This is a genomic window from Empedobacter sp. UBA7620, assembly GCF_002484185.1.
In the GTDB taxonomy this organism is placed as follows: domain Bacteria; phylum Bacteroidota; class Bacteroidia; order Flavobacteriales; family Weeksellaceae; genus Empedobacter; species Empedobacter falsenii_C.
Map to the genome: position 1 here is coordinate 95,765 of NZ_DLJI01000041.1, position 14,381 is coordinate 110,145.

Genomic DNA, 14,381 nt, shown 5'->3' on the forward strand with positions numbered 1-14,381 from the left:
ATGAAAATTGCATTAATAGGATACGGAAAAATGGGAAAAGCCATTGAAGAAATTTTAGTTCAACGCGGACACGAAGTTGTACTTAAAATATCTCGTACTCCACTTGCGGAAGAATTAAATGATGTTGAAGTTGCAATAGAATTTTCTAGACCAGAATTTGCTTACGACAACCTTAAAGTATTACTTAAAAATAAAGTCGCAACAATTTGTGGAACAACAGGATGGCTAGATAAACAAGAAGAAATTAATCATTTAGCAATTTCAAATAACACCGCTTTTTTATATGCTTCTAACTTTAGTTTGGGCGTTAATTTATTCTTCGAATTAAATTCTATTTTAGCTCGAATGATGAATAAATACCGCAATGAATACCAAATTAATTTGGAAGAAATTCATCATACACAAAAGCTTGATGCACCTTCTGGAACAGCAATTACAATTGCAGAAGGAATTATTGACAATTCAACATATAATTCTTGGTCGATGGACGAAAAAGCAAAAGATATTATTCCAGTTGAAGCAAAAAGAATTGAAGATGTTCCCGGAACACATATCGTACAATATAACTCTGATGTAGACACTATTGAGATTTCTCATACTGCACATTCACGCAAAGGTTTTGCTCTTGGAGCCGTGATTGCTGCAGAATGGATTTGGAATAAACAAGGTGTTTTCACAATGAAAGATGTACTTGAACTAAACTAAATTAAAATACTAAATATCAAAAACTTATGCATGTACTAATTTACTGGTTAATTGGTTTTATTATTGCCAATATAATCTTTGGAGCTGCAACTTGGAAATTATATAAAAATGCTGGAAAGCAAGCAATTCAAGCTTATATTCCTTTTCTAAATATTTGGAAAGGTTTAGAAATTATTCACCGTCCAAAATGGTGGATTATTCTATTTTATTTGCCAATTGTTGGTCCTATTTTTTGGTTAGTATTCTTTGTTGATTTAGGAGATTCTTACGGAAAAATTGAAACAAAAGACAAAGTCATTATGGTTTTGACTTTAGGTTTATACATTTTTGCAGTTAATTATTCTGATAATCCAAAATATTTAGGACCAGAAAAACGCAAACCAACGTTTGTTTCTTCATTGATTTTTGCCCTTGTTCTGGCTACTTTGGTTCATAACTGGTTTATTCAACCAATGATTGTTCCAACAGGATCGATGGAAAATACAATCAAAATTGGTGATGCTTTATTTGTAGAAAAAGTAAGTCACGGAGCGCGTGTTCCTATGACGCCAATCGGAATTCCGTTCTCTGAGTTTATTTACCGTGATGGTTTTATCAACAAAGCACGCTTACCTTATATGCGTCTTCCGGGTTGGAGAGATTTAAAATCAAATGATATTGTAGTTTTCAACTATCCTACAGATTCTATTTACAATGCTATTGATCGTAAAGATGCATATGTAAAACGTTTAATCGGTTTACCTGGAGAAACTGTACAAATTCGTAATGGAGTTTTATATGTAAACGATAAAAAATTCATTCCGAAAAAAGATGCACAAGTTCAACATGCTTATACAGTTATTGTGAAAACTCCTTTCAGCGATAAATTATTATACGATAATTTTGGAATCATAAGTACAGATTATAATGCTGCAAAACAAGGTGACGGAACATTTATTTATCAATTTGCTGCTTTGACTGATGCTCATGTTACAGCAATGAAATCTAATGCAAATGTCGTTTCTGTTGAACCAATTTTACAACCAGTTGGTGAAAAAACAGAGCACATTGTAAATGGAAAAATTGATAGTACAAATACTATTTTCCCTGTAAACAAAACGTGGAATACAGATCAATACGGACCTTTATATATCCCGAAAAAAGGTGATGTAGTTGATGTAAACAAAGAAACCTTAGCACAATACATCAATGTAATTCGTAAATACGAGCATAATAGTTTGCGTGTAGATTCTGCGAATGGTAAGTTTGATGTGTACATTAACGATCAAAAAACAAATAAATACGAAATCAAACAAAACTATTACTTCATGATGGGAGATAATAGAAATCAGTCGTTAGATGCGCGTTTCTTTGGATATGTTGGAGAAGATCATATCATTGGTCGTCCAATTATGATTTGGGCAAATATGAACGGAATGTTTGAGCCTGCTGCTCCTAAGAAATTTATTTGGAACCGTTTCTTTACATCAATCAATAATGATAATCCAGACAAAACTTCGTACGGAATTTATGTTTTAATTGCCTTAATTGGTTGGATTGGATACGATATTGTAAAAGCTCGTAAAGAGAAGAAGAAAAACAAATATTAATAAAAAGAGCGATTAAAATCCTCTAAATTATAAAATTAACAACACTATAAATGTGCATTATAAGCTACTTGTAATGCACATTTCCATATAAAATAATAGAATGAAAAATACGTTTGCAGCTTTTTATTTTGGACCGATTGATTACTATGCAGAAATGGTAAAAAGCCAAACTTTGGATATCGAAGTTCAAGAAAATTTTCAAAAGCAAACTTACCGTAACCGCATGTATATTTTGGGCGCAAATGGTAAATTGATGTTGAATATTCCAATCTTACACAACGGAACGCGTTTGTTCAAAGATTTGCAACCTTCTTACGAATATGATTGGCAAAAAGAACACATCAAATCATTAAAATCAGCTTATCAAAGTTCTCCATATTTCGAATATTATGAAGATGAAGTTATTCCGATTTTAGAACAAAAAGAGAAATTTCTTTTAGATTTTAATCTAAAAACAATTGATTTCATCAACAAAAAATTAAGCTTAGATTTGGATATTTCTAAAACTGAAACCTATCAAGATCTAAACCCTGAAAATGATTTCAGAAATCAATTTTCTGCTAAAAAAGCTCCTCAATATAACTTACCAGAATATGCGCAAGTTTTTGATGATAAATTTGAGTTTATAGAAGGTTTGAGTATCTTAGATTTACTTTTTAGCGAAGGACCAAGTGCCGCAGTATATTTAAAAAACTTAATAAAATAACAACATGAGAAAATTATTTATTGCTTTAGGATTTGCCTTTACATTAGGGTTTGCTCAAGCACAAACAACAGAAGTACCAAAAGAAAAATGGTATCATGCAGGTGTTGAACAAACAGGTATTTATGGTGTAAATACCGATCAAGCTTTACAATTCTTAAAAGACAACAAAAGAAAAGCGAATACAATTATTGTAGGAGTTTTAGACAGTGGTGTTGAGAATTTTCACGAAGATTTGAAAGCAAATATGTGGACAAATCCAAAAGAAATTCCAGGAAACGGAATCGATGATGACAAAAATGGTTACATTGACGACGTACATGGTTGGTCTTTTTTAGGAACTGCAAAAGGAATCAATTACAATGATGATACAACTGAATTAACACGTCTTTACAAAGCTTTATCATCTAAATACGCAACTTTTGATCAAAAGAAAAATCACGAAGCTATTGTAAAAAATCCTACTGAATATGCTGAATTTCAAAAAATTGAAAAAGAATATTTAAGTGCTGTAGGAAAAGCAAAATATAACCAACAAGTTGCTCAATCTAAATTGAATGCAGTTGAAGGTGGTATAAATAAAATGGTTCTTGAATTTGGTGATACTAAATTATCAAAAGATATTTTAAAGAATTATCAACCAACAGATTCTCAAATCTTAGAAGCTTTGTGGATTTTTGGTGAGTTAAAAGAAGAGCAATGGGTTGGAAAAACGATGAAAGAAGTTTCGAATACCTATTTAGGAGCTGCTCGTCGTGCTGCGAAGGGAGATGCTTTATCTTCTCACTTAAATCTAGATTTGGTTGATCGTAAAGATGTTGACAATCCAAATGATAAGAAAGAACGTTTTTATGGAAATGGAGATTCTAACGGACCTGAGTCTTCTCACGGAACTCACGTTGCTGGAATTATCGGTGCTGTAAGAGGAAATAATATCGGTTCTGAAGGAACAACAGGAGGAAATAATGTAAAAATTATGTCTGTTCGTACAGTTCCAAATGGAGATGAGCGCGATAAAGATGTTGCAAATGCTATTTATTACGCAGTTGACAATGGAGCAAAAATCTTGAACATGTCTTTCGGAAAACCTTATTCTCCTGATGCAGATTTAGTTTGGGATGCATTCAAATATGCTTCTGATAAAGGTGTTTTAATCGTTAAAGCGGCAGGAAATAGCAACGAAGACATTGATGTTCATGTACATTATCCAACTAATTTCAGAAATGGAAATACAGTTTCTAAATCTGTCCTTACAGTTGGTGCTTCTACTAAAGATCCAAATGCCTTAAAAGCTCGTTTCTCAAACTATGGTAAAAAATCGGTAGATGTTTTTGGACCAGGACAAGAGATCTATGCAACATATCCAGGGGTTGATCAATATCGCTTCTTAAACGGAACTTCTATGGCCTCACCTGCTGTTGCTGGTGTTGCAGCGTTAGTTTGGTCACATTATCCAAAATTAACGGCAGAAGATATTCGTACTATTTTAATGGAAACAGTAAATAAAAACGAGCAATTAAAAGATATTTCTGTTGCTGGAGGTGTTGTAGATTCTTACAAAGCTGTAAAAAAAGCTGAAGAAATTTACAAACAACGTAAGTTGAAATAATTTTAAATTTAACACAACATTATAAAAAGGCTTCAAATTTTGGAGCCTTTTTTGCGTTTAAACTCGGGATAATTTTAGATGTAACAATTTCGGTTGTTTCTCGACATATAGATAAAATCAATTATGAAAAAATTCTTATTAAGTATATCAGTTGCCATATTTGTTGGTGTGACATCGTTCGCACAAGAAACGACAACTGCTCTACCTTTACCTAAAGTTGATCAAAAATATTGGCAACACGAATCTTTCGAAGAAAGTGGTGTTTATGGTGTTAATACTCAAAAAGCGTTACAATTTTTAGAATCAAAAAAACGTAAACCATCACAGTTAATTGTTGGTGTTTTAGATTCTGGAGTTGAGATTACTCATCCAGATTTAAAAGATAATATTTGGACAAATAGCAAAGAAATTGCTGGGAATGGAATTGACGATGATAAAAATGGTTATATAGATGATATTCACGGTTGGAATTTTATCGGAGGAAAAGATGGTAAAAATGTTGATGGAGATACATTAGAGTTAACACGTCTTTTTGTAAAATACCGCGATTTATTCGAAAAAAGTAAAGATGCTGCTTCAAACAAAACGAAATTCCCAAAAGAATTTGAAGAATATCAAAAAATAAAACCTGAGTTCGAAAATAAATTAGCCGAAGCAAAACAAAATGCAGCGCAATATGTACAGATGAATGATATTTTCTCTGTTGCATTTCCTGCTTTGATTAAAGAATGGGGCGAAAAAGATTTGAATGAAAAAAATATGATGTCTTTTAAACCTGCTTCTAAAGAGGCACAACAAGGGATGATTATTTTTGGTATGGTTCCGAAAGAAGCTTGGGAAGGAAAATCGATGAAAGATTTCTTAACAGAAGTTGGAAATGAAATTTCAGAAGGAACAAAATATTACAAAGAACAAGTTGAAATTAACTTGAATACAGAATTAGATCCTCGTCCAATTGTTGGTGATAATTATGCTGATAAATCAGAACGTTTTTACGGAAATAATGATGTAGACGGTCCTGATTCTATGCACGGAACGCACGTTTCTGGAATTATTGCGGCAAAATCTGGTAACGGAATTGGAATGGATGGAATCGCAGGAAATGGTTATGTAAAAATCATGTCAGTTCGTACAGTTCCAAATGGTGACGAACGCGATAAAGACGTTGCAAATGCCATTCGTTATGCTGCAGATAATGGAGCAAAAATCTTGAACATGTCTTTTGGAAAAGCTTATTCTCCAGATAAACAAATTGTTTGGGATGCATTTAAATATGCTGAGAAAAAAGGTCTTTTATTGATTAAAGCTGCAGGAAATGAAAACGTAAATATTGATGACGAAATTCACTTCCCTACTGTTTATGATAACAAAGGCGCAGAAGTTTCTAAAAACGTAATTACAGTTGGAGCAAACACAATGGATAATAACAATTTAAGAGCAAGTTTCTCTAATTTTGGTAAAAAGTCTGTAGACGTTTTTGCGCCAGGAAATGAAATATATTCTACTGTTCCTAATAAAGATGGGGAATACAAAAACGAAAGTGGAACTTCTATGGCTTCCCCAGTTGTAGCAGGAGTTGCGGCTCTGGTTTGGGCTCATTATCCCAAATTAACTGCAACAGATATCAAACAAATTTTGTTAGAATCTGTCAATAAAAATCCTGCTTTAACAGATATTTCTGTAACAGGCGGTGTCGTTGATGCGTACAAAGCTGTTCAATTAGCAGAAAAAATGTATGTTGCTAAAAAATTGAAATAAGAAAGTATCACTATTTTTTATAGTATTTAAGTAACAAAAATAAACTTGGGTTAGATTCTATTTTTAGAGTCTAACCTTTTTTTGTATAAGATATTTCTTGTTCAAATTGAATTAAAACTCTTTTTCAACTCTTTCTATTTTTATGTTAATCAGTTATAAATGATTGATTTTTAACTTAAAGTTTAACACTTCTCATAATATATTGTTACATAATGTATTAATAATTTAGCTACAGTTTTAAGTAAAATATGTAAGTATTTATCATTTATCGATTGATTTCATTTTAAATATCTTAATTACGAATAGAATTTATTTTTTAACAATTTGATATAAAACAACTTAATTCATAAACTTAAAACAAAACATTAAAATATTTATTCTATACTACCATGCAGAAATATATTTATGTTAGCCTATTCATTTTTTCAATGAATAATGTTAATGCGCAATTAATTATTGCAAATAATCAGAATAATGTCCAACTTTCTGAATCTACATTAATGCAGTTTGAAGATGGATATACGAACGGAATCATCTTACCAGCGAACGATCAAGCTCCTATAAATGCTACAAATGGAACTTTTATTTTAGACCAATCTGATAAAAGAGTAAAAGTTTTTGAGAACAATCAATGGAAAAATCTTTCATATGAAGGAAATTTATCTGATATAATTTCAAATCCATCTGATGACTTAGGAGATGGTGTAATTTTAGGCTCTGAAACGTCTAATGCAAAAGGAGTTTTGGTCTTAGAGTCGGATGACAAATCATTGATTTTACCACGTATTAATGATCCTGTAAGTAATGTAAAATCTCCGTATCCAGGCATGATTTGTTACGATACAAAATCAAGAACGATTTGCATTTATGATGGTAAAGTTTGGAATTTTTGGAAATAGATTTGAGATTTCAAATCATTTTTTTATTCATTACAACTTCGTTCAATACAATGCCAAGTCGTCCCATTGTACAACTTAATACATAAATCTGTTTGGTCATATATCAACATTCCTTCTACTGGTGTTTTAATTTGATCCGTATTGAGAACTCTACTAATTACGAATCCTTTTTCTTTAGAAGACAAAACAATTGCACCATTTGGAATATTTGAAGGCCAATTTACATTATTATTTTTGTATGTGCTTATCCCAATTTTACTCGGATCTCCGACAGATGATGTATTGGCTATTTTGACGCATTCTGTAGTAAAGTCCCCATTTTTGTCCGCACATTTCTTTAATTGCGCTATCATTGGAGCACTACAATTTCCTGCCGATTCACAATCAAAAGTAACATTGGCAACAGTTGAATTAACAATTGTTCCATTTGCATCTACATAATTGGGTAAATTACTAAAAACATAATTTTCACCTTGATTATAACTTTTTTGATCAGGATTATAAGAATCATATTTTGTAAAGTTAAGATTTGGACCAACTTTAGAACCATTTGGATTTAAAGGTTGTCTTGTATAAAAATATCCTTTGCTCGAATTATTTTTTGGTCCTTCTAATGACATTCCATTCATATTGACTGTACTCAATTTTACCAAACCTGCATTGTATATACTCGCTTGTGTGTTGCCATTTATTCCATTATTAAAAATAAATGTTCCATAATTTTCAATTCGGCTTGTTCCACTCAAATCACTATTTCCTCCTTCTATTGTTACTGTTCCAGTATTAACAATACGCGAACCTCCCATATTAAAACTTGATAATGAATAAATTTCGCCACAATTCACCATTAAAGTTGTCGCATTATTATCTATTGTATTCGAAACATCAATTCGCCCTTTGTTCAAAAATGTATTATTACCTTCGCTCAAATTAAATCGAACCACCTTCATTTCTTTGTTATTTTCGATGTAATTAATTGCTGTAGGAGAACCAAAATTTAAGGTACTTCTGATATCTACAGTTCCATTATTAATAAGATTTGTCGCATTATTACGAATTGTAATTCCAGATTGATTACTTAAAGTACCTGTCGTTGAGATATTAATATCCAAATCGGAAGAAAAGTTCGGATTATTATTAAATTCTAATGAACCTTCAATCTCAAATCCATTTTTGAAACCTGTAGTAGTTGATAGATTGGTATTAAAAATTAATTTAGTGTTTGGTGCTATATGTATTATTGCACCATCTTCTAATTTCACATCATTAAAAGTCGTGTTTTCCGTAAAACAAACTCTCTTATTTGCAGGAAAAACATAATTATCAATAGGGCTTGGATTGGTTACATCACAACTTGTTTGTTGTCCATAAAGAAAGTTAAAACCAAACAAAAAAATGTAAAAAGGGTATAATTTGGTAAGCATAGGTGTAGATTGTTTTTCTCTCTCTATCAATCCATATGCCTTTTTTTCAAATAATTGTATTTTAATAATTATAAATAGTTAAAAAAGATAATATCGTACTATTTTTACTTTGTAAATTATTAATGAATTATTTATTTAAAATCATAATTTCTTCTCGCCCATTTTTTACTTGGTTCAATCCATTCATCAAGAGCTTTATAAAGAAAACCATGCTTTAAGCCATTATTTAATTCAATTTCTTTGAAATGATTGATTTTATTGGTTGAATTTTCTTTTCGTTTTATAGCAGAAATACCATAAACATCAGACTTTTCGTAAATAGTTAAAACGTTTCCAGAAAAATTTATGTCAGGCATTTCTTCTAAATCACTTTCTTGAAACGAACCAATAAATACATAGTTGATTTGAGGATTATTTTTAAAAGTTGATATATATTGCGCAATATAACCACCTTTGGAAGTTCCTACAACCGTAATATGATTAGGTTCAACTCCTATATTAATCAAACTATCAATTTGATTAACAACCTTTTTTGCATATATTATTCCGTCTGTTTTTGGCTTTCTTTTCTCGCTAATCACAATAAATCCGTCATTCCTGAATGAATTCAAAACTTTAGAATATTCAATTTTAGTTTTATAAACTGTATCATAATCACCATCGTTATGTGTTTCTAAATATTTATTATGGAGAAAAAAGATATAATCTTTGTCCTTTACACTTTTAGATATTTTATGTTGCGAACAACTCATTAAACCAATTATGAGAATCAACAAATATTTCATTATTCAATTTTAAATCAATCAAATATAACCAAAAAACCCTTCACTGAAAAGTGAAGGGTTTTTCTATATTCTATAAACTTTTTCCTCTAAAATACCAGATTCAAACTCAATTGGTTGTTCATTTTGTCTAAAAATTCGGGCAGATAATTTTCCTTTCAACTCCACCACTCCATTTTCTACACGAAGCCAACTTCCTTCTCTCAATCCAACTACAACTTGATGATTAAACTTGTGAAATTCATTGATACGCGTTTCTCTTGTTTCTCCTTTGTGCGTAGAATTAGGATCAGGATCCAAATAATGCGGATTAATATTAAAAGGTAAAAATTGTAACGCATCAAAACTTGGTGGATAAACAATCGGCATATCATTTGTTGTTCCAATTGTTAAACCTGTCAAATTACTTCCTGCACTCGTTCCAATATATGGTGTTCCATTATGTACAACGCTTCTCAATTCTTCTATCAAACCAAGTTCATACAACGTTTTTAGCAATAAAAATGTATTTCCTCCACCAATAAAAATCGCTTTAGCATGCAAAATTGCTTCTTTTTTATTCTCGAAAGTATGCAAACCTTTTACAGAAATTCCAACCGTTTGCAAAGCATCTTTTACATTTTGCGTATAATCATCGTACGAAATTCCCGAAGGACGCGCATAGGGAACAAAAATGATTTCATCAGATTGAATAAATTCTTTGATTTCATCTTTTATATATTCTAAAAAACTAAAACCGTGAATAGTACTCGTACTTATCACTAATAGTCTATCATTTGGATTTATCATGTTATTGAATTTTAACTCAAAAGTAAGTTTAAAATAAGAAAGTAGGTGAAAAATTGACAAAAAATTATACCAAATTACTTTACTTTTGTACAATTCTAAAAAATGGAATTTCAAGATTTCTAAATCTTCATGAAAAAAATAGTACGCTTCATTATACCTTTATTCATAGTTGTTATTATGCTAATAATTGGAATAGAACAAACCCTTCGCAAAATTCCGAACGATTACAAATACAAAGCTGATTATTTAAAAGAAAATGGAAGTGAAATAGAAACTTTGATTCTTGGGAGTTCGCATACTTTTACGGGATTGAATCCAAAATTATTTAAAAATAAAACTTTTAATGCTGCACATTCTGCCCAATCATTGGATTTAGATTACAAAATTTTTGAACAAAATCGAAAATATTTACCCAATTTAAAAACCATTATTATTCCCATTTCGTATTTTTCATTTACAAAACAATTGAATGATTTTAATCAAAAAAAGTTAAAATATTATTCAATTTATTGGAATATTGATATTAATAATAACGATTTAAATCTTAATTACGAAATTTTTTCAGAACCTATTGATATTGATTATAATCGAATAAAAGATTATTGGATTGAGGATAAAAATAATTTGACAATAGATATTAATGGATATATAAATAAGCGATACGAACCAAGTTGGAATGATAGTATTTATGCTAAAAAAACGTTTGAAAGACATCGTGCAAATTTGAATTCAACTCAAGTACAACATATTATAAAAACACATTATCATGATTTAGAACAAATTATAAAACAAGCAAAATCAAATGATATAAAAGTTGTTCTATTGGCTACTCCTACAACTAATTTGTATAAAAATTATGTTATAAAAACACCTCAATATTTCAATTTAAAAAATAATATTAATCGATTATCGAAATATAATAATGTCATTTTCATCAATTATTTTATTAATAATGAAAATTTCAGTAAAAAAGATTTCAAAAATTCAGATCATTTAAATGCAAAAGGTGCAGATAAGTTAACGTTGAAGGTGGACTCTATTATGAATAAAACATTTGCGTTGATTACAAAATAAATCGAATATCTATGATCAAAAAAGAGCTTGATAAATCAAGCTCTTTTTGGGTTTATAAGTTGTGTGAAATTAGTTTTTATAAGAAATCCATTTCATCATTTCTTTTACAGTTGGTTTTTTACCATAAATTAAAATCCCAATTCTATAGATTTTTCCAGCAATATAAACCATAAATATTGTACTTATTAACAGCAAAAATAAGGATAAAGCTAATTGCCAAATCGGAACATCAAAAGGAATTCGAGTAATCATTGATATAGGTGAAGTCAATGGAATCATTGATAACCAAAAAGCAACTGGACCATCAGGATTTTCGAAAGTTGTCATACTTCCATAAAGTCCAATCATCATCGGAACTAAAGGAAAATATGTGAATTGTTGTGTATCAGTATCATTGTCAACAGCAGAACCAATTGCCGCAAAAACAGAGCTGTAGAACAAATATCCTAAGATAAAATAAGCAATAAAAGCAAAAATTATTAACGGATAATTAAACGTCAACAACACTTCGCTAATTTCTGTTACTTTCTGCATCATATCTGGATTAGTCTCCGCTAATTGTGCTTGATTCATCATTTGTTGTGACATATCCATTCTCGACGCTGCAATTGCTGGAAATAAAATCAATAACCCCATTGTCATCCCAATCCATATTGCAAATTGAGTCACTGCAACCATTGTTGTTCCTAAAATTTTACCCATCATCAATTCGAAAGGTTTTACAGAAGAAATGATAATTTCGACCACGCGATTATTCTTTTCTTCAACAACCGAACGCATAACTTTTACGCCATAAATCATTACAAACATGAAAATAATGTAAGTTAAAAACATCGATAATCCGATTTTCAACTCCATTCCTTTATCTTCTTTTCCGTCTGTAACATTGAAAACATTCAGGTTAACGCGAGCCTTAGAAGCTTCTAAAGCAGCTTTATCAATACCAGATTTTGCTTGTTTTTCTTTTTCAATCTTATCACTAATTGTTCTCGAAAGTTTTTCTCGATCAGTAATTCCAAGATTTCCATTTGTAATTAATTCTGTATTTTTCTCAATATTTTCATAATTTCCATCTGTATTTTTTGGAATATGAAGAATCGCATTCAAATATTCGCTTCCTTTCAACGTGTCCTTAATTGATTGCAATTCTTGAGGCGTGTAAATACTGAACATCATTTGTTTAGTCGATTTAAACGAGGTTACAAACTCTGTACTTTCATCTACAATTGCAATGTTTTTCACTTCGGAATTATTTGCAGAACTCAAAAAGAAAATCACAGCTCCTGCTCCAACAATCAACAAAGGCGAAAGAAAAGTCATAACAATAAACGCTTTGTTTTTTACTTGAGAAAAGAACTCGCGTTGTGCAACTAAAAATATATTTTTCATTTGAAAATTAGCTTAAAGATTAGGAATTGAACTTTGTTTAACGGCTTCCAAAAACACATCATTCATCGAAGGAATAATCTCTTTGAATTGATGAACTTGTCCAACTTGCATCAATTTATCTAAAATCACATTGGTTGGTGTTTCTTTATTATACAATAAATTAAATTCAGTTCGTTGATTAATGTTTCGTACATCCGAAATCTCAAATTCATTGGCTAAATTTTGAAGAGAATCAGCAGGAATTTCATTCAATTGAATCGAAAACTTTCCTGTCTTAAATTGATTTCTAACTTCTTCAATCGTTCCATCTAACACTTTATTCGATTGATTAATCAATGCCACATGATCACACATTTCTTCAACAGATTCCATACGATGTGTTGAGAAAATAATTGTTGTTCCTTTGTCTCTTAATTCAAGAATTTCATTCGCAATAATTTGTGCATTTACAGGATCAAAACCACTAAAAGGTTCATCGAAAATCAGTAAAGAAGGATTGTGAATAACTGTAATCACAAACTGAACTTTTTGTCCCATTCCTTTCGACAACTCGCTCAATTTCTTATTCCACCAAGACATCATATCAAGTTTCTCGAACCAATATTCGGTACGTTTTCTGGCTTCCGCAGAAGAAAGACCTTTCAGTTTTGCAAAATACAGTGCCTGTTCTCCAACTTTCATATTCTTGTACAAACCACGTTCTTCTGGCATATAACCAACTTGCCCGATTGATTTTTTCGTCAAAGGTTCTCCATTCAACAAAATTGTACCGCTATCTGGCGCTGTAATTTGATTGACAATACGAATAAAAGTCGTTTTTCCAGCACCATTTGGTCCCAAAAGTCCATAAATAGAACCTTGTGGAATATTGATACTAAAATTATTAAGCGCAACTTTATCTTTATATTTTCTTGTTAAGCCTTGAGCTTGCAATAAAAATTCCATTTTCTATATCATTTGATTTGTAAAATTAGTAAGAAGAAAGTAAATTTTGTTACAGATTTTAATGAGATTCATTCGGATCCCATACAATTTCTTTAAAATTAATCACTTTATCATTTATAATCTCCACACCTTCATTTTCTAACAATTGTTGCATCAAACTCGAAGGATTAAAATGATGTTTTCCAGTTAACAAACCATTTCTGTTTACAACACGGTGCGCAGGAACGTCTTCTCTATTATGTACATGATTCATTGCATAACCAACAACACGAGCCGAAAATTTTTCTCCTATATATTTTGCAATCAATCCATAAGTAGAAACACGTCCTTCGGGAATTTGACGAACTATTTCATAAATTTTCTCATAAGTATCAGAAATGATTTTTGTCATAATCTAAAGATTTATTGTAAATTTAAAGAAAGTAATAGAATATGAGCCAAAAAGTTCCAATTAAATCTCTTTTAAGCCGACCACGATTTAAGGTTTTTACACATTTATCAAAACAAGAATTTATTGATTTAATCAAAAAACATCTTGAAACTAATTCTACCGAATACGGAGGTTATGCGAATCAGGAAGTTGCAATGATTCGTGTCAGAAAAGACAAGGATAAATATTGGCATCCGCAATTGCAAATCAGAATTGAAGAAGATGATGATCATCCTGATTATTTGGTTGTAAGAGGAATTATTGGTCCGCCTTCTAATGTTTGGC

General features: G+C 30.7%; 13 protein-coding genes and 1 pseudogene. 8 read left to right on the plus strand and 6 right to left on the minus strand.

Annotated elements, in window-relative coordinates:
* From dapB to B2217_RS10780, 6 genes are all read left to right on the plus strand, one after another.
* Positions 1-705 (plus strand): 4-hydroxy-tetrahydrodipicolinate reductase, encoded by a 705-nt coding sequence (gene dapB / locus B2217_RS10755; RefSeq protein WP_280045577.1) that lies wholly within the window; start codon positions 1-3, stop codon positions 703-705.
* A 26-nt stretch (positions 706-731) separates the two neighbouring features.
* Positions 732-2,294, plus strand: a complete 1,563-nt coding sequence (gene lepB, locus B2217_RS10760) for a signal peptidase I (RefSeq protein WP_280045575.1) — start codon at positions 732-734, stop codon at positions 2,292-2,294.
* Positions 2,295-2,394: 100 nt separating this feature from the next.
* Complete coding sequence (locus B2217_RS10765) at positions 2,395-3,000, plus strand: WbqC family protein (RefSeq protein ID WP_280045574.1); 606 nt, start codon at positions 2,395-2,397, stop codon at positions 2,998-3,000.
* 4 nt (positions 3,001-3,004) lie between these two features.
* Complete coding sequence (locus B2217_RS10770; RefSeq protein ID WP_291122554.1) at positions 3,005-4,606, plus strand: S8 family serine peptidase; 1,602 nt, start codon at positions 3,005-3,007, stop codon at positions 4,604-4,606.
* Between the two features lie 123 nt (positions 4,607-4,729).
* Positions 4,730-6,364 (plus strand): S8 family peptidase, encoded by a 1,635-nt coding sequence (locus B2217_RS10775; RefSeq protein WP_291122556.1) that lies wholly within the window; start codon positions 4,730-4,732, stop codon positions 6,362-6,364.
* 428 nt (positions 6,365-6,792) lie between these two features.
* A complete protein-coding gene (locus B2217_RS10780) occupies positions 6,793-7,263 on the plus strand; it encodes a hypothetical protein (protein ID WP_180904457.1) in 471 nt (156 codons plus the stop codon).
* A 23-nt stretch (positions 7,264-7,286) separates the two neighbouring features.
* Here the strand turns inward: B2217_RS10780 and B2217_RS10785 are convergent, their stop codons facing one another.
* The 3 genes from B2217_RS10785 to pepE form a co-directional block, all read right to left on the minus strand.
* On the minus strand, positions 7,287-8,687 hold the full coding sequence (locus B2217_RS10785) for a hypothetical protein (protein ID WP_180904458.1): 1,401 nt from the start codon (positions 8,685-8,687) through the stop codon (positions 7,287-7,289).
* A 131-nt stretch (positions 8,688-8,818) separates the two neighbouring features.
* Positions 8,819-9,472, minus strand: coding sequence for an alpha/beta hydrolase (locus B2217_RS10790; protein ID WP_180904459.1), 654 nt, complete (start codon positions 9,470-9,472; stop codon positions 8,819-8,821).
* A 63-nt stretch (positions 9,473-9,535) separates the two neighbouring features.
* Positions 9,536-10,258, minus strand: coding sequence for a dipeptidase PepE (gene pepE / locus B2217_RS10795; RefSeq protein WP_180904460.1), 723 nt, complete (start codon positions 10,256-10,258; stop codon positions 9,536-9,538).
* A gap of 129 nt (positions 10,259-10,387) precedes the next feature.
* Between pepE and B2217_RS10800 the strand changes: the two genes are divergently transcribed.
* On the plus strand, positions 10,388-11,332 hold the full coding sequence (locus B2217_RS10800; RefSeq protein WP_185655218.1) for a hypothetical protein: 945 nt from the start codon (positions 10,388-10,390) through the stop codon (positions 11,330-11,332).
* A 69-nt stretch (positions 11,333-11,401) separates the two neighbouring features.
* Here the strand turns inward: B2217_RS10800 and B2217_RS10805 are convergent, their stop codons facing one another.
* From B2217_RS10805 to B2217_RS10815, 3 genes are read right to left on the minus strand one after another with little or no spacing between them, the layout of a single operon-like run.
* Complete coding sequence (locus tag B2217_RS10805) at positions 11,402-12,721, minus strand: ABC transporter permease (protein WP_180904462.1); 1,320 nt, start codon at positions 12,719-12,721, stop codon at positions 11,402-11,404.
* Positions 12,722-12,733: 12 nt separating this feature from the next.
* Positions 12,734-13,666 (minus strand): ABC transporter ATP-binding protein, encoded by a 933-nt coding sequence (locus B2217_RS10810; RefSeq protein ID WP_180904463.1) that lies wholly within the window; start codon positions 13,664-13,666, stop codon positions 12,734-12,736.
* Between the two features lie 58 nt (positions 13,667-13,724).
* The gene (locus tag B2217_RS10815; RefSeq protein ID WP_180904464.1) at positions 13,725-14,057 is read right to left on the minus strand and encodes an MGMT family protein; all 333 of its coding nucleotides are present in this window, start codon (positions 14,055-14,057) and stop codon (positions 13,725-13,727) included.
* Positions 14,058-14,098: 41 nt separating this feature from the next.
* Here B2217_RS10815 and B2217_RS10820 point away from each other — a divergent pair.
* Positions 14,099-14,381, plus strand: a pseudogene (locus B2217_RS10820) (hypothetical protein); the annotation flags it as partial.